The organism is Pseudomonas tolaasii NCPPB 2192 (assembly GCF_002813445.1).
Lineage (GTDB): Bacteria > Pseudomonadota > Gammaproteobacteria > Pseudomonadales > Pseudomonadaceae > Aquipseudomonas > Aquipseudomonas tolaasii.
The window spans coordinates 5,765,350-5,791,577 of the sequence record NZ_PHHD01000001.1 but is presented as its reverse complement, the minus strand read 5'-3'; the positions used below and the strand labels follow the sequence as shown (position 1 = coordinate 5,791,577).

Sequence of the window (26,228 nt, the reverse complement as noted above, 5' to 3'; positions counted from 1 at the left end):
ACAGGTGTTGCGCGGTATTTCAGAGCACCACCCTCAGCCCGGAACCCGCCATGAGCCAACACCTTACCGAATACGCCGATGCCAGCCCGGAAGTGCGCGCCGTCTATGACGACATCATGCAAACGCGCAAGGTCGACCAGGTGAACAATTTCTGGAAATGCCTGGCCGCCCACCCGCCGACCCTGCGCCGTACCTGGGAAAGCCTCAAGGAAATCATGGCGCCGGGAGCGCTGGATCCGTTGACCAAAGAGCTGCTCTACGTGGCGGTCAGCGTGACCAACAATTGCCCGTATTGCATCGCCTCCCACACGGCGGCGGCGCGCAAGGCCGGCATGACTGACGCCATGTTCGGCGAACTGCAAGCGGTGGTGGGCATGGCCAATGAAACCAACCGCCTGGCCACCGGCTATCGCGTGCCGGTGGACGAGGCGTTCAAGCTGCCGTGAGGCCAATCAGCGATCGAACCAGCCCAGCAGCACGGTCACGTTATCGCGCCCGGCATATTCGCGGGTCAGGTCGACCAGCCGCTGGCAGGCGATTTCCAGCGTGTCACGACGTGCGATAGCCAGCACCTGGAGCATTTCCAGGTGCGGCACGCAGCCATGCAGGCCGTCGCTGCACAGCATCAGCAGGTCGCCGGGCTGCACCGGCTGAACGCGCACTTGCGGTTCGACCCGTGGGCCTGGCCCGATAGCCTGCAATAACAGGTTACGGGCCGGCAGGCGGTCCACTTTGCCGGCCTCGAGTGCTTGCTGGTACCAGGTCTGGTCGCGGGTCAGCAGGCTCAACTCACCTTCGCGGTAGCGGTAGAGGCGGCTGTCGCCCACATGAAACACCAGCAGCGGCCCCTCGGGCTGCGGGCGCCATACGCCGGTCAGGGTGGTGCCCATGCCGCTGCCTTCGCTCATGTGGCGCGCGACATTTTGTTGATAAACGCACTGGTTTACCTGGTCGATGGCGTTGTGCAGGCGGCTGGCGGCCTGCATGTCCGGGTCCGACCAGGTGGCATCCGGGTCGGCGTCGGTGTTTGCCGGGTTGATCGAATGGGCTTTGAGCGCCTCGCGCAAGCTCATCAACGCCTGGGCGCTGGCCAGCGCACCGGCCTCGTGGCCGCCCATGCCATCGGCCACGGCCAACAGGGCCAGGGCGGGCTCCACCAGAAAGTTGTCTTCATTACTCTGGCGCACCGAACCGACATCACTGGCCCCATAGGCAACCGCAAAGGCCAGATCGTGGGGCCCGCAGGCGCTGAGTGGGGTATCGGTCATGGAAGAGGCTCGAAACTGTTGAGGAATGCCAGGCGTTGGGCCTCGCTCTCGATCGACTCGGCCAGCCGCTGCAGGAACGGCTGGCGCTGGGAGGTGGCGCGCAAAGCACGGCTGACGATAATTCGTGCGATGGGGCCGATCACCTCGGCCAGGCGCCGCTCGGCTATGTGCGCAAAACCCGGGTCGATCTCGGCAGCCGTCGCCTGGGTCACGTGCGTAGGGTCGGCGGGCGCCTCGATGGCCGTGGGCTCGCTGATGGGCGCAGGTTCGGGCGCGGCGGTCGGCGGGTTGAGCCGCTGAAACATCGATTGGCTGGCGCTGGCAAACTGTTCACGCCCGCGTTCGGAGGGAATGTGCGGCAGCAGCGCCGCACAGATCGCCTCGAAATCATCCGCACCGTTCAGGCTTTTGCGCACCAGAAAGCGCGCCAGCGGGCCGATCTGGTGGGACAGCAGCGATTCCAGTTCGGGCATCACCGCCAGCTTCCAAGGCGTCAGGGTTTCCACGGCTTCAGTGATTGCCAGGGTCGCCGGTGGCAGCGAGCTGACGCCGCTGCTCAGCGGCTGGTTGGGGCGCATCAACACCGTGCGATCGTCGTCGATTTCGGCGTTGATCCACGTCCCCGTGGTGGAGCCGAGCAAGGCCTCCAGGTCGTCGAGAAACGCTTGGGCCGACGGGTAGCGTTCGGCGGGGCGCTTGGCCAGGGCGCGTGCGATCACCGCGTCGAGTGCCGGATCGAGGGCCAGGTTCAGGGTGGAGGGCGCCACCGGTGTCTGGTTGAGGATCTGCTGCATGACCATGGTCGCGGAGCCAGAGAACGGCCGTTCCCCGGTCAGCAACTGGTACAGCACGATGCCGGCGGAAAACACATCGGAACGACCGTCGATCAACTCGCCGCAGAACTGCTCGGGCGACATGTAACTGGGCGTGCCGATCATCGAACCCGTCTGGGTGAGGGTGGAAGAATCCAGGCGCGCGACGCCGAAGTCGGTGACCTTGACCTTGTCGTCGGCCGTGATCAGCAGGTTGGCCGGTTTGATATCACGGTGCACCACGCCCTTGGAGTGGGCGTATTCCAGGGCCGACAGCAATTGGCGCATCCAGCCCAGGCTGTGGCTGAGGTCGCGAGGCGTCTGCGCCGCCAGCAAGGTGTTGAGCGGCGTGCCTTCGACGAACTCCATGGCAATGTAGGCCGAACCTTCATCTTCGCCATAGTCGTACACACCGACAATGTTGGCGTGCATCAATCGCCCGGCCGCCTGGGCCTCGTTTTTGAAGCGGCTGACCAACTCGGCGTGCTGACTGTCGCCGAACAGCTCCTTGCGGATGGTCTTGAGGGCCACCGTGCGCGCGATATTCGGGTCGAACGCCTTGTACACCGTGCCCATGGCGCCTTTGCCGAGCACACTGTCGATGCGGTATTTGCCCAGTTGTTCAAGCATGATCGCGGACCTATTCCTCAAGCATCTTCATGGCGCTGACCAGGCTGGTGCGCATGCGGCCGAAGGACTGGCCCAGCCGCGCCAGCTCATCCTTGCCGCTGACGTCCATTTCCGGCACATCGGTTTCGCCCAGGCTGACCCGGTCCGCCAATGCCGACATCTGCCGCAGGCGCCGGGTGACAAACAAGTGCACGGCCACGTTCAACGCCACAAACAGCACCGCAAAAATCCCCAGCATCGACAGCATGTAGCTGTGCAGCATGCTTTTGGCCCGTTGCAGCGGCAGGTCGAGCGGCACGGTGACCAGTTGCGCGCCAATGGTGTCGTTGAGCTTCCAGCCGAAACCGTTTACCGCACCGTAAATATCGACCATGGTTTTCGGTGCCGCGTCCGGCGTGCTGTGGCAGGCCAGGCAAGCACCGTCCTTGATCTGGATGGGGCGGGCGATGTACAGCGCGGCGCCTTTGTCGTCATTGCGCTCGCCAACCAATTCCTCGCTTTGCGGCTGGCTGCGCAGGTTGTTGATCAGGGACTTTTCCCAGTCGTTGGCCAGGTCACGCGGGTTTGTAGGGTTGAGGGTCGCTTCTTTATAGGTGTAGTCGGGGTAGGACTTGAGCAATTCCTGCAGGTGCGAAATGGCCGCGAAGTCGGGTACCGATTGCGGCAGGAACTGGAATTTCAGACGGTTTTCCAGCAGCGGCACGATCTGCTCGGCCGTGTAGGTGCTGGCGGCGGAGGCCGAGCGCATCAGCATGCGTGCGGTTTCCAGGGTTTCCCGGCGCGCACTTTGTTGCAGCATGTAATTGGTGGAAAGGCTGGTGGCGATAAACCCGACAGTGAAAACCGCCAGGAACACCACGTTGAATTTAACCGCGAGCGACAATTTCATAAGGACCTTCGGGTGCAGGCGTGATGAGGCTCAGCGCGCATTTTTGCGGCGTTCCAGGCGAAGCAATTCCAGCTCCCACGCCAATACACCACCCCGGTTGACCTTCACCGCCTGCAGGAAGGCAGGGTCGTTAAGGCGCGGGGCAAAGCGGCTGGCGAGCATTTGCTGGTTCAAGTTCAGAGGGCTGACGACCCAGGGAGCGATGTCTTCGTAGGTGACATCACGTTCTTTGACCGGCTCGGGCGCCTTGGGTGTTTTTTTGCCCAGGGGCACCAGCGGGTCGAGGAATTGAGGGGGCAGGGCGTCGATAAACGCTTGCTCGGGGCGCGGCACGATCTTCAACTGTGCATCGCCGACCCGCTGCGCGAAGTCTTCGTGGTCGAGGGTGACGCTGTGGTCGGTCTTGCCGTGGGCATCCAGCTCGCTGACCACCTGGCTGCCGTCTTCGACGAATATTTCGGTCTGGCGTTTGCCCACGTGGATCACGCTGGCGCTGTTGGTCAAGGTGAACCCCAGGCCGCCGGTGGTGACGGCCAGGTTGGCGTGGCCGTTACCGGCCACCGGCTGCAGTTTCAGCCAACCATTGAGCAGGTTGATCTGGGTGTCTTTGTTATGGGTGGCGATCAGGATGCGCGTGTCTGGCCCCAACGCCAGGTTGGCCGCCGCGAGGCCTTCGATCTGGATGCCGGCGGCGCCGGTTTGCAGAATGTCGCCGCCTTGCAGTCGCGTCCCCGGCCCTATGGTGTAGAGGGTGGTGGCGCGAATCAGCTTCAGCGGTTTTTCCGCATAGGCGATCACCGCAATCGGGGCGGATGCTGCATGAACCAGCGGCAGCTGGAGCAGGCCGGCGAGGAGTAGGGCTATCGAACGTTTTTTCACGGGGGCGCCATCTATCGAGCACTTGGGGTCAGGCACCGATGCTGTTTTTCAGTCGGTGTTCGTGCGTGCGCAAGGCATCGCAGGGCCGAAGGCTACCGGCTGAAAGGGGGTAGGGCGAAGACAATTATCTGCATGGCAAAGGCCGATTTCGATTAAGCGAAATCATGGAATAAAGCAGCGCAGGAGGGTGTTCTTCTGATGTTCGAACGGCGTTTTCAGGGATCGGCAAGACGTCCGCCTCTTCCCCTGCCTGGAGTTCCCTATGACCACCAAGTGCATGAACCAGTTTTCATCCACCAAGACTTTCCTGCAGCAGCACTTCATGACCGCCAAGCGCATTCCTACCAGTGTGCTGGCCGGCCTCAATGTATTCGACGTCAATGATCACAAGGCCGGCGGTTATCGTCTGGCCACCCTGGACAAGCCGGGTGAGCACGGCAAAGTCGAGCGTCCGCTGATGGGGCATTGGGTGCCTCAGGGCAGTTTTTGCGACATTCCGGCCAACCCTGGCGCAACCGGTTACGTGTTTACACCGGACTTCAGCGGCTGCTCGATCCTGATCGACCATATCGACGACACCACTTACCGGGTGTTCCACGTGCAGGGCGGCAGCGATTACCTGAACAAGGAATACCTCAACCGGTTCGACGGCCACGGCTTGGGGTTGGCTACGGCGATGACCTTTGACGACTATGGCGAAGACGCCTACCCGCGAGGGTTTGCCTTCATGAAGTTCGAAGAGGGGCGTTGGTGGATCTACTTCCAGCGCCAGAACGGCGTGGGGCTGAACTTCGCCTACGGCAAGTTCCAGATGAATGGCGCGCAAACCGTGCGCGGTGGCGGGCGGATCCCTGTGCCTAATCTCAAGCGCGAGTCGCCGCGTCATGGTGTGGTGCACAGTGGCAAGGCGCTGGCGATGCCGGCCAGTCAGCGCCCGGAGCTTAAGGTGGAGGTCTGGTAGTCGAACGGTTTTGCCCCGGGTTGGAAAATAGTCGGGAATAAAAACTTCGGGTCGGTTGTTCATCCTGCAGACGCTGATAACCAGCCGTTATCGACTATTGATGGGATCCATTGTGATGAATCAGACCCTTCTCGACTCACCTCCTGGCAGGCGCAAAATGAGCAGCACCGACCCTGATGTTGAGGCGCGTCGTAATCGCCTCGCGCTTCTGGTTTTGCAGGTCATCGGCCTGATCGTACTGGTGATCTGCGCGTTCGATGCCCAGCGCGCACAGGCGCAGGATTTGCCTGAGCCTGCCGACGGCAGTGCAAAAAAGGTGCTGATGACCGTTCAGGCTACCGGCGCGCAAATCTACACCTGTGCCAAAGACAACAGCGGCCAATTGACCTGGCAGTTTCGCGAGCCGCTGGCGACATTGGTGATCAACGGCAAAACCGTAGGCCGACACTTCGCGGGGCCGACCTGGCAGCTGGATGACCGCAGTGCGGTGGTCGGCAAGGTCATCGCTCAGGCGCCAGGCCAAAGCGCAAAAGACATCCCGTTGCTGCGCCTGGACGTGGTGACGCATCAAGGTACCGGCGGGTTGGCGCAGGTCGTGGCGGTTGAGCGCCTGCATACCCAGGGCGGTGTGTTCAGCGGCAGTTGCGAACAGGCCGGCGAGTTGCACGTTGAGCCGTACAGCGCCGACTACCGCTTTCTCGGCCAGTAATACCCCACCGGGCCGCTCGGCTCGGTAGCAACACCCCCTTGATTTGAGTTTTCGCTTCGTGCCGGTAGCCATCGGCGTGCGGCAACGCTGTGCCTGACATAAACCCAAAAAACTTAGGAGCTTCACATGATCACTCGTTTACTTGCCCTGACCGCACTCACGGTTGTTGCTTCGTCGGCGGTTCAGGCGGCAGATGCCTATTCGTCCGAAGGCCCCACCGACTGGACCGGTTTTTACGGCGGCTTGAGCGCCGGTTACGGTTTTGGCGGCGATGACGACGTCAACACCAAAGGCCAGGCCGCGCCGAACATCGCCAATATCAATGGCGGCGCCCGCCCGGGGCGGGTCAACCTGGACCGCAACGGCCTGCTCGGTGGTGCGCAAATCGGCTACAACTACCAGTTTGGCCAGTGGGTGGCGGGTGTCGAGGCGGATATTTCCCACACTGACCTGCAGGACAGCCGCAATATCGGCACGGCCCAGCTCAACACCCATTTGGCGCTGAACAACAAATTTGAATCGAAGATCAAATACCTCGGCACCCTGCGTGGCCGCTTCGGTTATGCCTTTGACCACACGCTGATCTACGGCACCGCCGGTTTGGCCTACGGTGAAACCAGCCAAAGCGTCGACATGTTTGGCCCAACCGGCAATACCCAGTTCAGCGGCGACCAGAGCCACTTCAAAATGGGCTACACCGTGGGCGCTGGTATCGAGCAGTCGATCACCAAAAACCTGTCGTTCAAGACCGAGTACCTGTACTACGACCTGGGCCAGGACAAGTTGAACGTTGCGGTAATTCCAGGCAGCGGCGGTGCCGGTACCGGTTACGATTCCAAGTTCAAGAATGACGGGCAGATGCTGCGCGTGGGTTTGAACTGGAAGTTTGATTAACCGAACTGTGAAGCCTCATGCAGAGATGCATGGGGCTTTTCGCTCGTTCATGCTCAACGGATAGAAACGTCTGCATTTGCCCGATCGGCTAAAACGTCGGCGGCGTAATCACCCAGATCACCACCGTATCCACGTTGCCCGGGTTGCCATAGCGATGAGGTTCGCTGCTGGCAAAGCTGAAACTGTCGCCCTCATCCAGCAGGAAATGCCGCTCGCCGATCCACAGCTCGAACCGGCCACTCAACACGTAACCTGCCTCCTCGCCGTCATGACTGTAACTCTGCTGGCTGTAGGTGCCCGGTGGAAAGCAGGAATGCAACATTTCCAGCTGGTTGTTGGGCAGGGGCGTGAGCAACTGGTCGACAATGCCGTCTTCATACCGAATGCTTTGGCGGTTGTCCTTGCGTACCACGTAGCCTTCATCCGCCGGGGCGGCAACGTTCTCGCTGGCGAAGAACCACTGGATGGTCACGCCGAGGCTGCGGGCGATAGTGAACAGCGCGGGAATCGACGGATACGCCAGGTTGCGTTCCAGCTGGCTGAGGTAACCGGCGGTCAATTCGCTCATTTGCGCCAGCTCAGTCAAGGTCATGCCGCATGCCTTGCGCAGGCCGCGAATGCGCGTGCCGAGAAATAGCTGCTGAGGTTCGTCTTTCACAGGTTCCACGCTACCTTGAGTCCTTCATAAATCGCCTCTTCGGCGGTGCGCGGGGCCAGGCAATCACCTATGCGATCGAAAGGCACCAGGCCTTGCAACTGCGCGCCGAGAGTGTCCACCGGCTGGTGCCCCTGGCACAACACCAGCGTGTCGATATTCTCCAGCAACATCGGCTCGCCGCTGGCGGTGTGTTGCAGGTAGACGGTCGTGTCGTCGCTGCCGTAAAGGCGGGCATAGGGGATGATCGGAATGCCCAGCCGATGCAGCTCGCCCGCCAACTGGTCACGCACGTACAGCGGCAGGTTTTCCCCGCAGTGCGTGCCATTGACGGCCAGTTGCACCTGATGCCCGGCACGCACCAGGCGTTCGGCAATGCCCGGGCCGATCCAGTCGCAGCGCCAGTCGACCACCACCACCGAACGCCCCGGAATCACTTGCTCGCGCAGCACCTGCCAGGCGTCTGCCACCTGCAGTTCACCGCCTCGTTCGAAGGCGGGCCAATACGGCTCGGCGCCGGTGGCGATAATCACATGATCAGGCTGCACCTGCTCGACCAGGGCGCGGTCGACTCGAGTGTTGCGCACCACGCGCACACCGGCCAGTTCCATCTCCCGTTGCAGGTTGGTGCTGGCGCCGCCGAACTCGCTGCGCCGTGGCAGCAGTTGCGCCAGCAACACCTGGCCGCCAAGTTGCCCATTGGCTTCATACAGCGTCACGTCATGCCCGCGTTGTGCGGCGACGGCGGCGGCCTTCATCCCCGCCGGGCCATCGCCGACCACCATGATTGTTTTGCGCTTCAACGCCGGGTGCAGCTGGCCGAATGTCAGTTCGCGACCGGTCTCGGGGTGTTGAATACAGGAAATCGGCAAGCCCTTGTGAAAGTGGCCGATGCACGCCTGGTTGCAGGCGATGCAGGCGCGCACGTCTTCAGCGCGGCCCTCAAGGGTTTTGGCCGGCATCAGCGGGTCGCAGATCAACGCGCGGGTCATGCCGCAGACATCGGCCTGGCCACGCGCCAGGATCAGTTCGGCTTCCTGGGGCTGGTTGATTCGCCCGGTGACAAACAACGGGATCGACAGGCCGGCCTTGAACCGCGCCGCCTCATCCGCCAGGTAAGCCGGGGCGACCGCCATGGGGGGCACGATGTGGATCGCGCCGCCCAAAGACGCCGAGGTGCCGGCAACGATATGCACGTAGTCCAGTTGTGTTTGCAGATGTTGAACCGCCTCCAGCGACTCGCTTTCAGTCAGCCCCTCGGCATCACGTTCGTCAGCGCAAATGCGCAGGCCGACGATGAAGTTCGCATCGGTTTGCGCCCTGACTGCTGCGATGATTTCCTGCAGAAAACGCAGCCGGTGTTCAAGGTCTCCGTTGTAGCCATCCTCGCGCCGATTGACCCGAGGGTTGAGAAACTGCGCGGGCAGGTACCCGTGGCTGGCGACCACTTCCACGCCATCAATTCCGGCTTGATACAAGCGCCTGGCGGCGGCCGCATACCCCGCGACGATCTCGTCAATCATCGCCTGGTCCAGCGCCCTGGGCATTACGCGAAAACGCTCGTTGGGCACTCCCGATGCCGAGTACGCCACGGCCAGCAAGCCGTCGGCAGACTCCATGATTTCCCGCCCCGGATGGAAAATCTGCGACAGCACCACGGTGCCGTGGGCATGGCAAACCTCGGCCAGTTCGCGGTAGCCCGCAATGCAGGCGTCATCGGTGGCCATCAGCACGTGGGAGGTGTACCGCGCGCTGTCGTGCACCCCGGCCACCTGTAGCACGATCAAGCCTGCGCCGCCTTCGGCCCGCGCACGGTGATAGGCGATCAATTGCGCGTTGACCAGGTTATCGGTGGGCATCGAGGTGTCATGACCGCTGGACATGATGCGGTTTTTCAGGCGCTTGCCGCGCAGCGTCAGGGGCTCGAACAGACGGGGAAAGGCATGGGGCGACATGGTGCAAATACTCCAGACGCTGTTATTTTTGTTTTTCTATAGGAGGTGAGCGCCAGTAAAAAATCAACTTGTTTTTTTACTGGCGTCTGCATTAGCGTCGCCTTCAACCGCCCCGTGCCTGGAGAATAAAAATGACTCACTCCGTCGAACAGCAACTGCGTGAAGAACTCGCGGCCTGCTATCGCCTGATCGCCCATTTCCGCATGAGTGACCTGATTTTCACGCACATTTCAGTACGCATTCCCGGGCCCGAACATCACTTTCTGATCAACCCTTACGGGCTGATGTTTGATGAAATCACGGCCTCCAGCCTGGTCAAGATCGGCCTCGACGGTCGCGCCGTGGAAGCCTCGCCCCATGCGGTGAACCCGGCGGGTTTTGTCATTCACAGCGCCATCCATGGCGCGCGCGAGGATGCCCAGTGCGTGCTGCATACCCACACCCGCGCCGGCTGTGCCGTGGCCGCGCTGGAGTGCGGGTTGTTGCCGGTCAACCAGATCTCGATGGAGTTCTACGGCAAGGTGGCTTACCACGATTACGAAGGCGTGGCGCTGGACATGGATGAGCAACGGCGGCTGGTAGCCGATCTGGGCGACAAGCCGGTGCTGATGCTGCGCAACCACGGTTTGCTCACCGTGGGCACGAGCGTCAGCGAAGCGTTCCTGCGCATGTACTACCTGGAAAAAGCCTGCGATATCCAGATCGCCGCCCAGGCCTGCGGCAAGCTGGTATTACCGTCCGCCGAGGTGTGCGCCCACACCGAACAGCAATTCAACAACCCTGCGCGACCGGTGGAAGAGGGCCAACTGGTGGACCTGGATGCGATGCAGTTGGCGTGGTCCGCCTTGCTGCGCTTGCTGGACAGGGTGTCGCCGGGTTACCGCGACTGATGTAGAGTCGTGCTGCCGACTCAACCGCAGGAAAACGCCACATGACCCAGGAATCCCGGTTTTCCCGGATGGATCCGGAATTGCGCAAGGCCAATCTGGTCCAGGCGACGCTGACGTGCCTCAAGCGCGACGGCTTCCAGGGCGCGTCGATCCGCAAGATCAGTGCCGAGGCCGGGGTGTCGGTGGGGCTGATCAGCCACCACTATTCGGGCAAGGATGAACTGGTGGCCGAGGCCTACCGCACCATCACCGGCCAGGTCATGGGCCTGTTGCGCGAGACCATGGCCAAGGCGCCGCCCAACCCCCGTGAGCGGCTGTCGGCGTTGTTCCGTGGCTCGTTCTCGGCGGAACTGCTCGACCCGCAACTGCTGGATGCCTGGCTGGTGTTCTGGGGCGCGGTCAAGACGGCGCCTGCGATCAACCTGGCCCACGAACACTCCTATGGCGAATACCGCACCATCATGCGTTCGGCCCTGACCGACATGGCAAAGGAGGAAGGCTGGGAGCAATTCGACGCCGACCTCGCCGCCATCGGCCTGAGCGCCTTGCTCGACGGCCTCTGGCTGGAGTCGGGGCTGAACCCCGGCACCTTCACGCCGGAGCAGGGTATCCAGATCTGCGAGGCCTGGGTCGATGGCCTGCAAAGCGGCGGCCGCCAGCGCTATCAGCTCAAACCCTGAGCCTTTGCCCATCGCCCGAACGCGGCAGCAACACAGCTCCAATGTGGGAGCTGGCTTGCCTGCGAAGACGGCGGCACTACCCACACGGATGCCGCCTGACCCACCGCCATCGCAGCCTCGCCAAAGCTCGACAGCTCCCACAGGAGATCTGCGCCAGGCACCTCTCACGGCAGCAACACAGCTCCAATGTGGGAGCTGGCTTGCCTGCGAAGACGGCGGCACTACCCACACAGATGCCGCCTGACCCACCGCCATCGCAGCCTCGCTAAAGCTCGACAGCTCCCACAGGAGATCTGCGCCCAAGCACCTTTCTCGGCGTTCGGGCCGGTATTTCTCCCTCTGAAAATATTTGCAGTTTGCCGATTGCCACCTTACTGAACACTCGTTTAGTATCTCGCCATGTCGCACCCCTCACGCCAAATAAAATAATTCGAGGACGCCATGACCACCGATTCGCCCGTGCTCACTCAAGTGCAAGCAGGCGTTGCCTGGATCACCCTCAACCGTGGCTCGCAACGCAATGCGCTGGACATTCCGACCCTCAAACACCTGCACCGCCTGCTCGACGCGTTCAACGTCGACCCTGCCGTGCGCGCCGTGGTGCTCACCGCCAGCGGGCGCAGTTTCTGCGCCGGTGCGGACCTCGCCGAATGGGCCGATGCCGAAGCCCGTGGCGCCCTGGAAACCTACGGCTGGACCGAAACCGCCCACGCGCTGATGACCCGCCTGCACACCCTCGACAAACCCACCCTTGCCGCCATCAACGGCACCGCCGTCGGCGCCGGCATGGACCTGACCCTGTGCTGCGACCTGCGTATCGCCGCGCAATCAGCCCGGTTCAAAGCCGGTTACACAGGCATGGCTTACTCGCCGGACGCCGGTGCCAGCTGGCATTTGCCGCGGCTGATTGGCATCGAGCAAGCCAAGCGTCTGCTGTTTCTCGATGAGCTATGGAGTGCCGAGCGCGCCCTGGCCGCCGGGCTGGTGGGTGAAGTGGTCGCCGACGACCAACTGCATGCCCATACCGCCGAGTTGGCCGCGCGCCTGGCCAAAGGCCCGACCTTTGCCTTCGCCCAGACCAAAACCCTGATCCGCGAAGGCGCCGCGCGCAATCTGCCCGAACAACTGCTGGCCGAACTGGCTGCGGGCCTGTTGTGTGGCCGCAGCGCCGATGGTGCCGAAGCGTTGCGCGCATCCACGGAAAAACGCCCCCCGATTTTCTCCGGCCAATAAAACTCCTCCCTCTTTGACAGACGACGGGTAGCCCCATGAATTTCCAGCTCAGCCAAGAACAAGACATGTTGGTGGACGCGGTTCGCAGTTTTGTCGCCAAGGAATTGTTGCCCCACGAGGAAACCGTGGACCGCGCCGATGAGGTCTCGCCACAGCTGGCGGCACAGATTCGTGACAAGGCGATCGCTGCCGGTTTCTACGCGTTCAACATGCCGGAGGAAGTCGGCGGAGGCGGCTTGGACTATGTGTCCCAGGCCTTGATCGAACGGGAGTTGTCGAAGGTTTCATGGGCACTGCATGTGTTTGTCGCGCGGCCCTCAAAAATCCTCATGGCCTGTACCGGTGCGCAGATCGGGGACTACCTGTTGCCCTGCGTTCAGGGCCGGAAAATCGACTGTTTCGCCCTGACCGAACCGGGCGCAGGCTCCGACGCCAACGCGATCAAGACCCGCGCCGTGCGCAGCGGCGACGACTTCGTGATCAACGGCAGCAAGCACTTTATCAGTCACGCCGGCCATGCCGACTTCGCCATTGTGTTCGCAGTGACCGACACCTACGAACACAACGGCCGCCAGCGCAATGCGGTGACTTCATTTCTGGTGGATCGCGGCACCCCCGGCATGACCATCCGCCGTGGCCCCAAGTGCGTGAGCAACCGCGGCTATCACACCTATGAAATGTTCTTCGACGATTGCCGCGTTCCGGCGTCCAAAGTCCTTGGCGAAGTCGGCAAAGGCTGGGAGGTGGCCAACGCCTGGCTCACCGCCGGCCGCGTGATGGTCGCCGCCAACTGCGTCGGCCAGGCCCAGCGTGCGCTGGAGGTGTCGCTGCAATGGGCGGCGGACCGCAAACAGTTCGGCCAGCCCATCGGCACCTATCAAGGCGTGAGCTTCAAGCTGGCCGATATGGCCACGCAAATTCGTGCTGCCGAACTGCTGACCCTGCACACCGCCTGGAAAATGGATCAAGGCAGCATGACCGACGGCGAAGCCGGCATGGCCAAGCTGTTCGCCAGTGAAACCCTGGGCAAGGTCGCCGACGAAGCCGTGCAGATTTTCGGCGGCATGGGCTTGATGGATGAGGGCCCTGTGGAACGCATCTGGCGCAACGCGCGGATCGAACGGATCTGGGAAGGCACCTCGGAAATCCAGCGCCATATCATCGCCCGCGAACTGTTGCGGCCACTGTTGCGCTGACCGCGCGAGGAACGCTTATGTCCCAGGCTATTCGCGACAACCTCAAGCGCCTGCTGGCGCCACGGCACCTGGCGTTTGTCGGCGGGCGCAGTATGGCCCGCGCGCTCAAGCGCTGCGCCGACGGCGGTTTTGACGGGCAGATGTGGCTGGTCAACCCGCAGCACGACAGTCTTGATGGCATTCCCTGCGTGCGCCGCATCGCCGACCTGCCGTGCGGTCCGGACGCCGTATTTATCGCCACCAACCGCGAGCTGACCTTGACCTGCGTGGCCGAGCTGGCCGCCATCGACACCGGCGGTGCGATTTGCTACGCCTCGGGGTTTGCCGAGACCGGCGCCGGCGGCGCTGCCTTGCAACAGCAGTTGCTGAGTGCCGCGGGCGAGATGGCGTTGCTCGGCCCCAATTGCTATGGCCTGCTCGACTACTTGCACAGCGCGGCGCTGTGGCCGGTGGCCCATGGCGGCAAGGCAGTGGAGAAGGGCGTGGCCGTGCTGACCCAGAGCGGCAACTTTGCCTACAACCTGTCGATGAGCGACCGCTCGCTGCCGGTGGCTTATATGGCTTCGGTCGGCAACCAGGCGCAATTGGGTGTGGCCGAGTTGATGGACGTGTTGCTCGACGAGCCGCGTGTCACCGCCATCGGCCTGCACCTGGAAGGCTTGAAAAATGTGCCCGGGTTTGCCCGTGCGGCGCACAAGGCGCTGGAAAAGGGCATCCCGGTCATCGCGTTGAAAACCGGGGTGTCACAGATTGGCGCCGAGCTTGCGCTGAGCCATACCAGCTCGCTGTCCGGCTCCGATGCGTTGTATGACAGCCTGTTTGCGCGACTCGGGGTGATCCGCGTCAGCGGCCCGGTGAGTTTTGTCGAAACCCTCAAGGCCGCCGCGTGCGGCAACCTGCCCAAAGGCAACAGCCTGATCGCGCTGGCCTGCTCCGGCGGGGACGCCGGGCTGATCGCCGACTACGCCGAACGCAACCACCTGACCCTGCCCAAGCTCGACGAAGACCAGCGCGGCGAGTTGGCGCACGTGCTGCCGAGCTACGCCAACCTGGTCAACCCGCTGGACTTCACCACCGCCATCTGGGGCGACCGCGAATCGCTGAACGCCATGCTCGACACGGCTCTGCGCACCGACGCCGATGCCGCCATGCTGGTGCTGGATTACCCGGCGCCCTTTACCGGTGAGCGCAAGGAATGCGACCTGCTGCTCGAGCTGTTTTGCACGGCGCTCAGCCGCCATGGCAAAACCGGTTTTGTGACCTCGGCCTTTCCCGAATTGCTGCCGGCGCACGCCCGTGACCGCTTGCATGCCCAGGGCATTGCCGCGTTGCAAGGCGTTGAAGATGCACTCGCCGCCTGGGGCCGGGTTGCTGACTATCAACACAACCGGCGCGTGCTGCTGGCGCGGGGCGAGTCGATGCTCGAACCGCTGTGTCCGAAAAGCCTTGAAGGGCAGGGCCTGGCGCTGGATGAATGGGCGTCCAAACAAGCACTGCGTGCCTTTGGCCTGAACACGCCGGCCGCCGTGCTCAGTACTCCGGGGCGAGCCATCGAGGATGCGCAGCTGTTGGGCTACCCCTTGGTACTCAAGGCCGTCAGTGCCGACCTGCCGCACAAAACCGAAGCCGGTGCCGTGGCGCTCAACCTGCAGGACGGCTTCGCGCTGACCGCTGCGCTCGAGCAGATGCGCGGGCAAATCGCCGCGTATGCGCCGGGCGTCGTGTTTGATCAGTTGTTGCTGGAAGCCATGGCCACGCCACCGCTCGCCGAGTTGATCGTAGGCATCAAGCGCGAAAATGAGTTTGGCCTCGCGCTGGTCATCGGCGCGGGCGGCATCCTGGTGGAGTTGCTCAAGGACAGCCGCAGCCTGCTGTTGCCGACCACCGACGATGCCATCCGCCACGCCGTGCTCAGCTTGCGCAGCGCCGCGCTGCTGCAGGGGTTTCGCGGGCGCGAAATGGCGGACATGGATGCCTTGGTCGCGGCAATCCGCGCAGTGGCCGACTACGCCTGCGCCAACGCCGGGCAGTTGCTGGAGCTGGATGTGAACCCGTTGCTGGTCGGTGCGCAGGGCGCCACGGCGGTCGATGCATTGATTCGTCTAGGAGAACACCATGCACGATAAAACCCTGACCGGCGGCCAGGCGCTGGTGCGTTTGCTGGCCAACTATGGCGTCGATACCGTGTTCGGCATTCCGGGCGTGCATACGCTGGAGCTGTATCGCGGCCTGCCCGGCAGTGGCATCCGCCACGTGCTTACGCGTCATGAACAGGGCGCAGGCTTTATGGCCGACGGTTACGCGCGGGTCAGCGGCAAGCCGGGGGTGTGCTTTGTGATCACCGGCCCCGGTGTGACCAACGCCGCCACGGCGATTGGCCAGGCGTATGCTGACTCGATTCCGATGCTGGTGATTTCCAGCGTCAACAGCACCGCCAGCCTCGGCAAGGGCTGGGGCATTCTGCATGAGACCCAGGACCAGCGCGCGATCACGGCGCCGATCACCGCATTTTCAGCGGTGGCTTCCAGCGCCGAGGATTTGCCCGAACTGGTCGCACGCGCCTATGCGGTGTTCGACAGCGAACGGCCACGGCCCGTGCATGTTTCAGTGCCGCTGGATGTACTGGCCGCGCCGGTAAAAAGAGACTGGAGCCACGAGGTGGTGCGCCGTCCGGGGCGTGGCCTGCCTTCAGCCGAGGCGCTGGAACAGGCCGTTGCCCGACTCTCGGCTGCCAGGCGCCCAATGATCATCGCAGGTGGGGGCGCGCTTGACGCTGGCGAGGCACTGCAGCGTTTGAGTACGCGGTTGGCTGCGCCCTTGTTCACCAGCGTGGCGGGCAAGGGGCTGCTGCCGACCAACGACCCGCTGAATGCCGGCGCCACCTTGTGCACCGAGCCCGGCTGGCAGTTGATCAGCGAGGCGGATGTGGTGCTGGCCGTCGGCACGGAAATGGCCGATACCGATTATTGGCGCGAGCGTTTGCCCATCACCGGCGAGCTGTTGCGGGTTGATATCGACCCGCGCAAGTTCAATGATTTCTACCCCTGCGCGGTGGCGTTGCGCGGCGACGCCCATCAGACGCTGCTGGCTTTGCTGGAGCGCTTGCCCGCCACGCCGCGCAACGCGCAGGCACCCCGTGAAAAAGTCGCGGCATTGCTGCAGGCCGTCGAGCTGGGCCATGGCCCGTTGCAGGCCATCCACCAGGCCATTCTCGACCGCATTGAAGCCGAACTGCCCAGCGACGCCTTCATCAGCAGCGACATGACCCAACTCGCTTACACCGGCAACTACGCCTACCAGAGCCGCGCGCCACGCAGCTGGTTGCACCCCACCGGTTACGGCACGTTGGGTTACGGCCTGCCGGCGGGCATCGGCGCCAAGTTCGGTGCGCCGCAGCGGCCGGGACTGGTACTGGTGGGCGACGGCGGCTTTCTTTACACCGCCCAGGAACTGGCAACCGCCGTGGAAGAACTGCACAGCCCGCTGGTGGTGTTGCTGTGGAACAACGACGCACTCGGCCAGATCCGCGACGACATGCTCAACCTGGATATCGAGCCCATCGGCGTGCTGCCGCGCAACCCGGATTTCGCGCTGTTCGCCCAGGCGTTTGGCTGCACGGTGAACCAGCCGAGGAACCTGGATGAATTGCAGACGGACTTGCGCAACGGCTTCAAACGCAACGGCGTGACCCTGATCGAGTTGAAACATGCCTGTGCCTGTTGACCTTTAGAGGAGCAAGACCATGAGCGAAAACAACAACAAAATGACTCAAGCGATGCACCGACGGGACTTTCTCAAACACAGCGCCGTGGCTGGCGCGGTGGCGGCCGCGTTGTCCATGGGCCTGCCGCTGCACGCTTTTGCCGAAGAGGCGGTGCCAAAATCCGGGGGCGTGCTGCGCCTGGGCCTGGCCGGTGGCAGCACCACCGATTCCCGCGACCCTGGTTCCTGGGTCGATACCTTCACCTTTGTCGGCTTCTCGGCGGTGTACAACACCCTGACTGAAATTGCCGTCGACGGCACCGCCATTCCCGAGCTCGCTGAGCGATTTGAATCCACGCCGGATGCGCGGGTGTGGACCTTCCATTTACGCCCTGGTGTGACCTTCCACAACGGCAAGGGCCTGACGGTTGAAGATGTGGTGGTGTCGATCAACCATCACCTGAGCAAAGACTCCACTTCAGCGGCCAAAACCGTGCTGGGTGATGTCGCCAGCGTCAGCGCCAAGGGCAGTGATGCGGTGGTGTTTGAGCTGCATTCGGGCAATGCCGACTTCGCTTACGTGGTCGCCGACTACCACTTGGTGATCATGCCCGCCAAGGACGGCGCCGCCGACTGGCAGGCCGGCGTGGGCACCAGCGGCTATCGCCTGAAAAGCTTCGAACCCGGCGTGCGCATGGATCTGGAACGCAACCCGGACTACTGGAAGCCGGGCCGGGCGCATTTCGCCAGCGCCGAGTTGTTGGCGATTGCCGACGGCGCCGCCAGGGTCAACGCGCTGGTGACCGGGCAGGTGGACGTGATCAACAAGGTCGACTTGAAAACCGTGGCTTTGCTCAAGCGCAACCCGGGCCTTGTGATCGAGGAAACCAAAGGCGCCCAGCACTACACCTTCCCGATGCTGTGTGACAGCAACGAATTCAAGAACAACGACATCCGCCTGGCGATGAAGCACGCGATCAACCGCGAAACCCTGCTGGCGTCGGTGCTGCATGGCTATGGCCTGGTGGGCAACGACCATCCGATCCAGCCCGGCAGCCGCTTTATTAACGCGGCCCTGGAGCAACGCGCCTACGACCCGGACAAGTCGCGCTTCTACCTGCGCAAGGCTGGCGTGGACACCCTCAAGGTGCGCCTGCAAGCGTCCGATGCCGCCTACACCGGCGCGGTAGATGCATCGGTGTTGTTCAAGGAACAGGCGCGCCAGGCCGGTATCGACATTGACGTGGTGCGCGAGCCGGCTGATGGCTTTTTTTCCAACGTGTGGATGAAGCAGCCGTTCACCACCTCGTTCTGGTACAGCAGCCTGACGGCCGATCGCATGTTCAGCATCGGCTACGCCAAAGGCGCGGCCTGGAACGAAACCCATTGGGACAATGCGCGTTTCAATCAATTGCTGACCGCTGCCCGTGGCGAGATGAACGCGCCCTTGCGCCAGGAGATGTACAACGAAATGCAGGCGCTGTGCCGCGACGACGGCGGCGCGATTGTGCCGTTGTTTGCCAGTTCGGTGGCGGCACGCTCGAACCGCGTCGCCCATGGACCTCTGACCGCGCCCTATGGCGAGCTGGATGGGCTTCGGCTGATCGAAAGGTGGTGGCAAGCATAGAGACCTTGCAGCCAATGAACATCCCACATGGAATAGATGTTGTGTCGACGAGCGGATTCACCTCATGAGAATCGTCCATGAATAGTTTGTTGAAACTGATCCTGCAGCGCCTCGCCCTCGGCCTGCTCTCACTGTTCGCTGTTTCGGTGATCATCTTCCTCGCCGTCGGCATGCTGCCCGGCGACATCGCCCAGGCCATGCTCGGCCAGTCCGCCACGCCGGACACCGTGGCCGCATTTCGCGCGCAACTGGGGCTGGATCTGCCGCCGTTCACGCGCTTTGCACAATGGCTGCTGCGCCTGTTGCACGGGGACTTGGGCGTGTCTCTGGCCAACCAGCGGCCTATCGCCGACCTGATCGGCGCGCGTTTGGGCAACACGTTGCGCCTGGCGGCACTGGCGGCGCTGGTTTCTGTGCCGACCGCGCTGGTGCTGGGCATGCTGGCCGCGCTGTATCGCAACAGCTGGTTCGACCGCCTGCTCAATACCTCGGCGCTGAGCGCGGTGTCGTTCCCGGAGTTCTTTGTTGCCTACCTGCTGATTTTGCTGTTCTCGGTGAAGCTGGCATGGTTTCCCAGCCTGTCCAACCTGGCCCCGGAGGCGTCGTTCGGCACGATCCTGGATCGCTCGGTACTGCCGGTGGCGACCCTGAGTCTGGTGGTGATCGCGCAGATGATGCGCATGACCCGCGCCTCGCTGATCAACCTGCTGGCCAGTCCGTACATCGAAATGGCGCGGCTCAAGGGCATCAGCCAGGCGCGGATTATCTGGAAGCATGCGCTGCCCAATGCACTGGCGCCGATCGTCAATGTGATCGCGCTGAACCTGGCGTACCTGGTGGTCGGCGTGGTGGTGGTCGAAGTGGTCTTCGTCTATCCGGGGCTTGGCCAGTTGCTGGTGGATTCGGTGTCCAAACGCGACATCCCGGTGGTACAGGCGTGCAGCCTGGTGTTTGCCGCCACTTACATCCTGCTCAATACCGGCGCTGACGTGTTGTCCATTGCCAGTAACCCACGCCTGATGCATCCGAAGGGGTAGCCCATGAGCCTGTTGACCCACTTGGCCAAGGCGCCGTTGAGCGCCAGGTTCGGCCTGCTGATCATTCTGTTGTACATCGCCGTAGCGCTGTTTGCACCGCTGCTGGCGCCCTATGGCGAAACCCAGGTGGTGGGCGAGGGCTTTGCGCCGTGGAGCGGCCAGTTCCTGCTGGGCACGGATAATTTGGGCCGCGATATGTTCAGCCGTCTGGTCTACGGCGCGCGCAACACCCTGGGCATTGCGTTCCTGACGACTGCACTGGCGTTTTTGCTGGGCGGCTTGAGTGGCCTGGTGGCGGCGATCAAGGGTGGCTGGATCGACCAGGGGCTGTCGCGGGTGGTGGATGTGCTGATGGCGATCCCGCAACTGATCTTCGCCTTGTTGATTCTCAGCGTGGTAGGCACTAACGCGACGTCGCTGGTGTTGGTGATTGCGCTGCTGGATTCGACACGGGTGTTCCGCCTCTCTCGCGCCGTGGCGATGACCGTGGTGGTGCAGGATTTTGTCGAAGCCGCGCGCCTGCGAGGTGAGGGCCTGTGGTGGCTGGTCACCCGTGAAGTGCTGCCCAATGCTGCCGCGCCGCTGATTGCCGAATTCGGCCTGCGGTTTTGTTTTGTGTTCCTGTTTATCAGCGCGCTGTCGTTCCTCGGCCTGGGCATTCAGCCGCCCACTGCCGACTGGGGCAGCATGGTGCGCGACAACGCAGTGTTGATCACCTTCGGCGATATCAGCCCGTTGCTGCCGGCGCTGGCGGTGGCGTTGATCACCGTCAGCGTGAATTTTGTCGTCGACTGGATGCTGCATAAATCCAGCGGCCTGAAGGAGTGTTGAGGATGGACACGCCATTGCTGGAAATCCGCAACCTGCAGATCGAAGGGCATTACGAGGACGCCTGGCACCCGCTGATCAAGGGCATCGACTTGACCTTGCAGCGCGGCGAAGTGCTGGGGTTGATCGGCGAGTCCGGCGCGGGCAAGTCCACCCTGGGGCTGGCGGCCATGGGCTATGCGCGGGATGGTTGCCGCATCACCGGAGGGTCGGTGTGTTTTGACGGCATTGAATTGCTGCAGGCCAGGCCCGAGACGCTGCGTAAATTGCGCGGCTTGCGCATCGCCTATGTGGCGCAAAGCGCGGCGGCCTCCTTCAACCCGGCGCATCGTTTGATTGACCAGCATGTCGAAACGGCAGTGATCAACGCAGGTATCAGCCGCGCCCAGGCCGAGCGCGAGGCGGTGGCGTTGTACCGCGTGCTGCGTTTGCCGAACCCGGAAACCATCGGCCAGCGTTATCCCCATCAAGTTTCCGGTGGGCAGTTGCAACGGGTGATGACGGCGATGGCGATGGCCTGTCATCCGGACCTGATCATCTTCGACGAACCCACCACGGCCCTCGATGTGACCACCCAGATCGAAGTGCTGGCGGCGATTCGCGATGCGGTGAAAACCTTTGGCAGCGCCGCGCTGTACATCAGCCACGACCTGGCGGTGGTTGCGCAAATGGCCGACCGCATCATGGTGTTGCGCCACGGCAAGCTGGTGGAAGAGGCTGACACTCGCAGCATGCTCAGCCAGCCGCAGCAGGACTACACCAAATCCCTGTGGGCGGTGCGCAGCTTTAGGACCGAGCCCAAGGCTTGCCCGACACAGGACGTACCGTTGCTGGAAGTGCGGCGGGTGAGTGCCAGCTACGGGCACCAGCCGGTGCTGCATGACGTGTCGATGAAGCTGTATCGCGGCCAGACCCTGGCGGTGATCGGCGAATCCGGCAGCGGCAAAAGCTCGACCGCGCGCCTGATCACCGGGCTGCTGCCGGCCACGGCGGGGCAGGTGCTGTATGACGGCGAGGCGTTGCCGGTGGACTTTCGGCGGCGCAGCAAGGAGCAATTGCGGCGCATCCAGATGATCTACCAGATCCCCGACACCGCGCTGAACCCGCGCCAGCGCATCGTCGACATCATCGGCCGCCCGCTGACGTTTTACCTGGGCCTGAAGGGCAAGGCGATGCGCGCGCGGGTGGCCGAGTTGCTGGAAATGATCGAGCTGGACCCGGCGGTGTTCATGGAGCGCCAGCCGCGCGAGCTGTCCGGCGGACAGAAGCAGCGCATCTGTATCGCCCGTGCCCTGGCGGCCGACCCGCAGTTGATCATTTGCGATGAAGTCACTTCGGCCCTCGACCAACTGGTGGCTGAAGGCGTGCTGAAACTGCTCAATCGCATCCAGCAGCAACTGGGCGTGGCCTACCTGTTTATCACCCACGACGTCGCCACCGTGCGCGCCATCGCCGATGAGGTGGTGGTGATGCAGCGGGGCAGGGTGGTGGACCAGGGCAGCCGCAGCGCCATTTTCACCCCGCCGTATCAGGACTACACCGGCCTGCTGTTTTCATCGGAACCGGAAATGGACCCGGACTGGCTCGACCATTTGCTGGCCCAACGGGCCGCGCCCACCGTTTGAGGAGTTCACATGAAGGTTTTGATTGTTCACGCCCATCCTGAACCGCAGTCGTTTACCGCTGCGTTGCGCGACAAGGCGGTTGCCACGCTGGAGGCACAAGGGAATGAGGTGCAGGTGAGTGATTTGTACGCCATGCAGTGGAATCCGGTGGCGTCGGCGGCGGATTTTTCAGTACGGGAAAATCCCGATTACCTGGTGTATGCCCTGGAGCAACGGTTGGGGGTGAAAAAGCAGTCGATTGCGGCGGATATCCAGTCTGAGCTGGACAAGGTGCTGTGGGCCGATCTGCTGATTCTCAACTTCCCGATTTTCTGGTTCTCGGCACCGGCGATGCTCAAGGGCTGGATCGACCGCGTGCTGGTGTCGGGTGTGTGTTATGGCGGCAAGCGCTTTTATGATCAAGGCGGGCTGGCGGGCAAGCGGGCGCTGGTCAGCGTGACCCTGGGCGGGCGCGAGCATATGTTTGGCGAGGGCGCGATTCACGGGCCGCTGGAAGACATGCTGCGACCGATTCTGCGCGGCACGCTGGCGTATGTGGGGTATGAGGTGCTGGCGCCGTTTGTGGCGTGGCATGTGCCGTATATCAGTGCCGAGGCGCGGCAGGATTTTTTGGTGGCGTATGAACAGCGGCTGCAAGGGCTGGCGGATGAGCAGCCCTTGGTGTTTCCGCGGCTTGAGCAGTTTGATGAGGCGCTCTATCCCCTATCCTGAATCCAATGAGACTTAAATGTGGGAGCTGGCTTGCCTGCGATAGCAGTGTGTCAGGCTACAAATCTTTAGCTGATGTACCGCTATCGCAGGCAAGCCAGCTCCCACATTTTGAGCCTCACATGTGTGAAGTTCAGTGCTGTTCGCGCAGCCGCTCCGCCGCACTGCGCAGCAATTGCTCGGTACCGTCCCAGCCCAGGCAACCGTCGGTCACCGACACGCCGTATTTCATCGACGGGCTCAGCGGCTGGCAGCCTTCGAACAAGTGGCTTTCAATCATCATGCCGATCAGCGATGTATCACCCTGCAGTCGCTGTTCCAGCACCTCGTTGAACACCGCCGGTTGACGCAGCGGGTCTTTGCCGCTGTTGGCGTGGCTGCAATCGACCATGATCCGCGCCGCCACTTTGGACTTGGCCAGGTCGTGCTTCACCTGCGCCACGCTGTGCGCATCGTAGTTCGGCCCACGGTGGCCGCCGCGCAGCACCAGGTGAGTGTCGGGGTTGCCCGGGGTCTGGATGATCGCCGGGTGGCCCTGGCTGTCGACGCCGAAGTGACGGTGCGGGTGGGACGCCGAACGCATGGCGTCACAGGCAATCGCCACGCCGCCGTCCGTGCCGTTCTTGAAGCCGACCGGCATGCCCAGGCCGCTGGCCATTTCACGGTGGATCTGTGATTCGGTGGTGCGTGCGCCAATCGCGACCCAGCTGAGCAGGTCATCGAAGTAGCCGGCGGCCATGGGTTGCAGCAGCTCGGTGGCGACCGGCAGGCCCAGACGCAGCATTTCGCGCATCAACTGGCGTGACAGCGTGAGGCCGGCGGCCATGTCATCGCTGCCGTCCAGGTGTGGGTCGTAGGCCAGGCCTTTCCAGCCGATAGTGGTGCGCGGTTTTTCGACGTAGGCACGGATGACCAGCAGCATCTGGTCGCTGACTTCCAGGGCCAGCTTCTTCAGGTTGCGTGCGTATTCCATGGCCGATTCGGGGTCGTGGATCGAGCACGGGCCCACAATCACCAGCAAACGGGAATCTTCACCGTTGAGGATCGCGCGCACGGCTTGGCGGTGGGCGTGGATCTGCTCGTTGAGGAACGGGCTGAGGGGCAGTTGGTGCTTGAGCTCAAGGGAGCTGGGCAGGCGCTGGGTCAGGGCTTCATTGGCGCTGGTCAGTGCGGTGACGGGCAGAGCGGCAGTGGCAGAGTTCATATTCAAGGCTTCCTGGGCAAGCGGCGGGCGTTTCCCGCGCTCGGCCCTACTGGGGTGTTCGACAATTGGCCGTATTGGCTGCGTGTGTTGGCTTGCCACCAATAGGTGACCGGTCGGAGGCGGCAGGCTGTCCCGAACGGAGCTTGCTAAATCGCCATGCAGTGCAAGTGTCGTAACGGTAATAAGTGGCGTAGTTCATGTCGTTATTCCTTAAGTGTTTCGAAAAGTGGTGGGGCCTGAAAAACAAAACCCCCGGTCGGGGAGCCGACCGGGGGTTAGATTTCTCTGGCAGGCGACCCCTTGAGCAGTGGGCGCCGATTTCAGGTATCAGGCGCGCCAGTGGCTAAACCAATACCCAAAATAAAAGCTTACCAGTGCGCTCAAACCGCTCACACGGGCAGCCGATACCGAGCGCTGGGCGCTGGCAGCAGGGCAAACCTGAGTGTGGGTGAGTTGCAACATGGTGTGTCTCCAAATGATGGGGGGAGCTTACTAGAGGCACGCAGCAGGATTCAATCAGTAATTTCTATTGTGTGGGGCTGCCCATGTCTATCGACCGAGATATGCTGAGAGAACACCGATAATGATTGCCTGGACGCGACCATGACTGCCTTGACCCTTGCTGCTGCTCAATCCATTTCCATCGCCGGTGACGTACCGGCCAATATCCAGCGGCACCTGGCTTTCATGCAGGCCGCCGCCGAGCAGGGCGTGCACGTGCTGGTGTTTCCGGAGTTGTCATTGACTGGCTACGAACCCGCGTTGGTGGCCGGGCTGGCCATCGCGCCGGAAGATGCGCTGCTGACGCCGCTGCGTGAGATGGCCCGGGAACTGCGATTGACGGCTGTGGTGGGGATGCCCATTCGGCTGGCGCCCGAGCCGGGTGTCTTGATCGGCGCACTGGTGTTGGGGGCGGATGGCGCGCTGGCGGTTTACACCAAGAAACATCTTCATTCCGGTGAAGAGTCAGCATTTGTAGCGGGGCAGGGCGGTGCGGCACTCGAGTTGGAGGACGACCGCATTGCGCTGGCGGTGTGTGCGGACTTTTCCCACGCCAGCCATCCGCGTCAAGCCGCTGAGGCGGGCGCGAGCGTCTACGCCGCCGGTGTGCTGATCAGCGAAGGTGGTTATGCGGCAGACAGCGCGTTGCTTCAGGGCTACGCTGCCGAGCACGCTTTGCTGGTAGTGATGGCCAACCATGGCGGACCTTCCGGAGGTTGGGCTTGCGCAGGCCGAAGTGCCATTTGGGCGAGCGATGGCAGTTTGCTTGCTGCTGCCCCCGGCGTTGGCGATGAGTTGGTGATTGCACGTCGCGAAGGCGGGCAATGGACTGGCCAAGTGGTAGCCCTCTGATATGGCCTTTCAATTGCGCGCCGCGTTGGAAAAGGATCGATTGTTCGCGCGTGAGCTCACTCACCAGGCGATGAGTCATTACTACCTGCAATATGGTCTGTTGTGGTCCGACAACGGTTTCGACGTGGCCTGGGCTGGGCGCGAAAACTGGTTGATCTGCAACGATGACGCGGTAATGGGCTTTATCAGCCTCAGTTTCGACAGTCGGGCTCTCTATATTCGCGAGCTGCATTTGATCGAATCCTGCCGCAAGCAAGGCGCCGGGAGCTGGGTGTTGCAGCAGATGGCGCTGAAAGCGCAGGCCCAGGGGCTTTTGCGGCTGACGGTGTTCAAGACCAACCCGGCGCGAAGGTTATATCAACGTGCGGGGCTGAGTATTGTCGGGGAAGAAGACTGCTTCTGGCGCATGGAACTCGACTGCCGGGCGGGCCAGGTACGGTAAAACGCCCGGGGTCATTGTGCAGCCTGCCAGCCTGTGCGGGCTGAATGTGTG

24 protein-coding genes are annotated in these 26,228 nt (G+C 62.6%); 17 read left to right on the top strand and 7 right to left on the bottom strand.

Going from position 1 to position 26,228, the window contains the following annotated elements:
* Positions 1-50: 50 nt before the first annotated feature.
* Entirely contained in the window at positions 51-446 is a 396-nt protein-coding gene (locus ATI14_RS26325; RefSeq protein ID WP_016968788.1) for a carboxymuconolactone decarboxylase family protein, read from the top strand.
* 6 nt (positions 447-452) lie between these two features.
* Here the strand turns inward: ATI14_RS26325 and ATI14_RS26320 are convergent, their stop codons facing one another.
* Genes ATI14_RS26320 through ATI14_RS26305 form a run of 4 tightly spaced genes read right to left on the bottom strand, consistent with a single transcriptional unit; the run spans position 453 to position 4,478 of the window.
* On the bottom strand, positions 453-1,268 hold the full coding sequence (locus ATI14_RS26320; protein WP_016968787.1) for a PP2C family protein-serine/threonine phosphatase: 816 nt from the start codon (positions 1,266-1,268) through the stop codon (positions 453-455).
* A complete protein-coding gene (locus ATI14_RS26315) occupies positions 1,265-2,710 on the bottom strand; it encodes a serine/threonine-protein kinase (protein ID WP_016968786.1) in 1,446 nt (481 codons plus the stop codon). Before ATI14_RS26315 ends, ATI14_RS26320 begins: the two co-directional genes overlap by 4 nt.
* A 10-nt stretch (positions 2,711-2,720) precedes the next feature.
* Positions 2,721-3,599, bottom strand: coding sequence for a c-type heme family protein (locus tag ATI14_RS26310; RefSeq protein WP_080520181.1), 879 nt, complete (start codon positions 3,597-3,599; stop codon positions 2,721-2,723).
* 30 nt (positions 3,600-3,629) lie between these two features.
* Entirely contained in the window at positions 3,630-4,478 is an 849-nt protein-coding gene (locus ATI14_RS26305; protein ID WP_016968784.1) for a hypothetical protein, read from the bottom strand.
* A 262-nt stretch (positions 4,479-4,740) separates the two neighbouring features.
* Between ATI14_RS26305 and ATI14_RS26300 the strand changes: the two genes are divergently transcribed.
* The 3 genes from ATI14_RS26300 to ATI14_RS26290 all read left to right on the top strand — a co-directional run bounded on the left by ATI14_RS26300 (position 4,741) and on the right by ATI14_RS26290 (position 7,042).
* A complete protein-coding gene (locus tag ATI14_RS26300; protein ID WP_016968783.1) occupies positions 4,741-5,439 on the top strand; it encodes a hypothetical protein in 699 nt (232 codons plus the stop codon).
* Between the two features lie 157 nt (positions 5,440-5,596).
* The gene (locus ATI14_RS26295) at positions 5,597-6,148 is read left to right on the top strand and encodes a DUF3455 domain-containing protein (RefSeq protein ID WP_016968782.1); all 552 of its coding nucleotides are present in this window, start codon (positions 5,597-5,599) and stop codon (positions 6,146-6,148) included.
* 126 nt (positions 6,149-6,274) lie between these two features.
* Positions 6,275-7,042, top strand: a complete 768-nt coding sequence (locus tag ATI14_RS26290; protein WP_016968781.1) for an outer membrane protein — start codon at positions 6,275-6,277, stop codon at positions 7,040-7,042.
* Between the two features lie 88 nt (positions 7,043-7,130).
* Here the strand turns inward: ATI14_RS26290 and ATI14_RS26285 are convergent, their stop codons facing one another.
* Positions 7,131-7,709, bottom strand: coding sequence for a helix-turn-helix domain-containing protein (locus ATI14_RS26285; RefSeq protein WP_080520182.1), 579 nt, complete (start codon positions 7,707-7,709; stop codon positions 7,131-7,133).
* Entirely contained in the window at positions 7,697-9,652 is a 1,956-nt protein-coding gene (locus ATI14_RS26280; protein ID WP_080520183.1) for an oxidoreductase, read from the bottom strand. The genes ATI14_RS26285 and ATI14_RS26280 overlap by 13 nt, the downstream gene beginning before the upstream one ends.
* 131 nt (positions 9,653-9,783) lie before the next feature.
* Here ATI14_RS26280 and ATI14_RS26275 point away from each other — a divergent pair, with 131 nt between their 5' ends.
* From ATI14_RS26275 to ATI14_RS26225, 11 genes are all read left to right on the top strand, one after another.
* Positions 9,784-10,542, top strand: a complete 759-nt coding sequence (locus tag ATI14_RS26275) for a class II aldolase/adducin family protein (protein ID WP_016968778.1) — start codon at positions 9,784-9,786, stop codon at positions 10,540-10,542.
* A 41-nt stretch (positions 10,543-10,583) separates the two neighbouring features.
* Positions 10,584-11,222 (top strand): TetR family transcriptional regulator C-terminal domain-containing protein, encoded by a 639-nt coding sequence (locus ATI14_RS26270; RefSeq protein WP_016968777.1) that lies wholly within the window; start codon positions 10,584-10,586, stop codon positions 11,220-11,222.
* A gap of 441 nt (positions 11,223-11,663) precedes the next feature.
* Positions 11,664-12,455 carry an enoyl-CoA hydratase/isomerase family protein gene (locus ATI14_RS26265; protein WP_016968853.1) on the top strand — a complete coding sequence of 264 codons (792 nt, stop codon included), beginning with the start codon at positions 11,664-11,666 and terminating at the stop codon, positions 12,453-12,455.
* A 35-nt stretch (positions 12,456-12,490) separates the two neighbouring features.
* Positions 12,491-13,651, top strand: a complete 1,161-nt coding sequence (locus ATI14_RS26260) for an acyl-CoA dehydrogenase family protein (RefSeq protein ID WP_016968854.1) — start codon at positions 12,491-12,493, stop codon at positions 13,649-13,651.
* A gap of 17 nt (positions 13,652-13,668) precedes the next feature.
* Positions 13,669-15,777 (top strand): acetate--CoA ligase family protein, encoded by a 2,109-nt coding sequence (locus ATI14_RS26255; protein WP_016968855.1) that lies wholly within the window; start codon positions 13,669-13,671, stop codon positions 15,775-15,777.
* A complete protein-coding gene (locus ATI14_RS26250; RefSeq protein ID WP_016968856.1) occupies positions 15,767-17,374 on the top strand; it encodes a 5-guanidino-2-oxopentanoate decarboxylase in 1,608 nt (535 codons plus the stop codon). The genes ATI14_RS26255 and ATI14_RS26250 overlap by 11 nt, the downstream gene beginning before the upstream one ends.
* A gap of 19 nt (positions 17,375-17,393) precedes the next feature.
* Positions 17,394-18,980: an ABC transporter substrate-binding protein gene (locus ATI14_RS26245; RefSeq protein WP_016968857.1), complete on the top strand. Its 1,587-nt coding sequence runs from the start codon at positions 17,394-17,396 to the stop codon at positions 18,978-18,980.
* A gap of 77 nt (positions 18,981-19,057) precedes the next feature.
* Positions 19,058-20,017: an ABC transporter permease gene (locus tag ATI14_RS26240; protein ID WP_016968858.1), complete on the top strand. Its 960-nt coding sequence runs from the start codon at positions 19,058-19,060 to the stop codon at positions 20,015-20,017.
* Between the two features lie 3 nt (positions 20,018-20,020).
* Positions 20,021-20,848, top strand: a complete 828-nt coding sequence (locus ATI14_RS26235) for an ABC transporter permease (RefSeq protein WP_016968859.1) — start codon at positions 20,021-20,023, stop codon at positions 20,846-20,848.
* Between the two features lie 2 nt (positions 20,849-20,850).
* The gene (locus ATI14_RS26230; RefSeq protein ID WP_016968860.1) at positions 20,851-22,470 is read left to right on the top strand and encodes an ABC transporter ATP-binding protein; all 1,620 of its coding nucleotides are present in this window, start codon (positions 20,851-20,853) and stop codon (positions 22,468-22,470) included.
* Between the two features lie 9 nt (positions 22,471-22,479).
* The gene (locus tag ATI14_RS26225) at positions 22,480-23,181 is read left to right on the top strand and encodes an NAD(P)H-dependent oxidoreductase (protein WP_016968861.1); all 702 of its coding nucleotides are present in this window, start codon (positions 22,480-22,482) and stop codon (positions 23,179-23,181) included.
* A gap of 130 nt (positions 23,182-23,311) precedes the next feature.
* Here the strand turns inward: ATI14_RS26225 and ATI14_RS26220 are convergent, their stop codons facing one another.
* A complete protein-coding gene (locus tag ATI14_RS26220; RefSeq protein WP_016968862.1) occupies positions 23,312-24,382 on the bottom strand; it encodes a 3-deoxy-7-phosphoheptulonate synthase in 1,071 nt (356 codons plus the stop codon).
* A gap of 603 nt (positions 24,383-24,985) precedes the next feature.
* On the opposite strand from ATI14_RS26220, the gene ATI14_RS26215 reads away from it, so the two are divergent.
* Both ATI14_RS26215 and ATI14_RS26210 read left to right on the top strand, forming a co-directional pair.
* A complete protein-coding gene (locus ATI14_RS26215; RefSeq protein WP_016968863.1) occupies positions 24,986-25,735 on the top strand; it encodes a carbon-nitrogen hydrolase family protein in 750 nt (249 codons plus the stop codon).
* 1 nt (position 25,736) lies between these two features.
* Positions 25,737-26,177, top strand: a complete 441-nt coding sequence (locus ATI14_RS26210; RefSeq protein ID WP_016968864.1) for a GNAT family N-acetyltransferase — start codon at positions 25,737-25,739, stop codon at positions 26,175-26,177.
* Positions 26,178-26,228 lie beyond the last annotated feature (51 nt).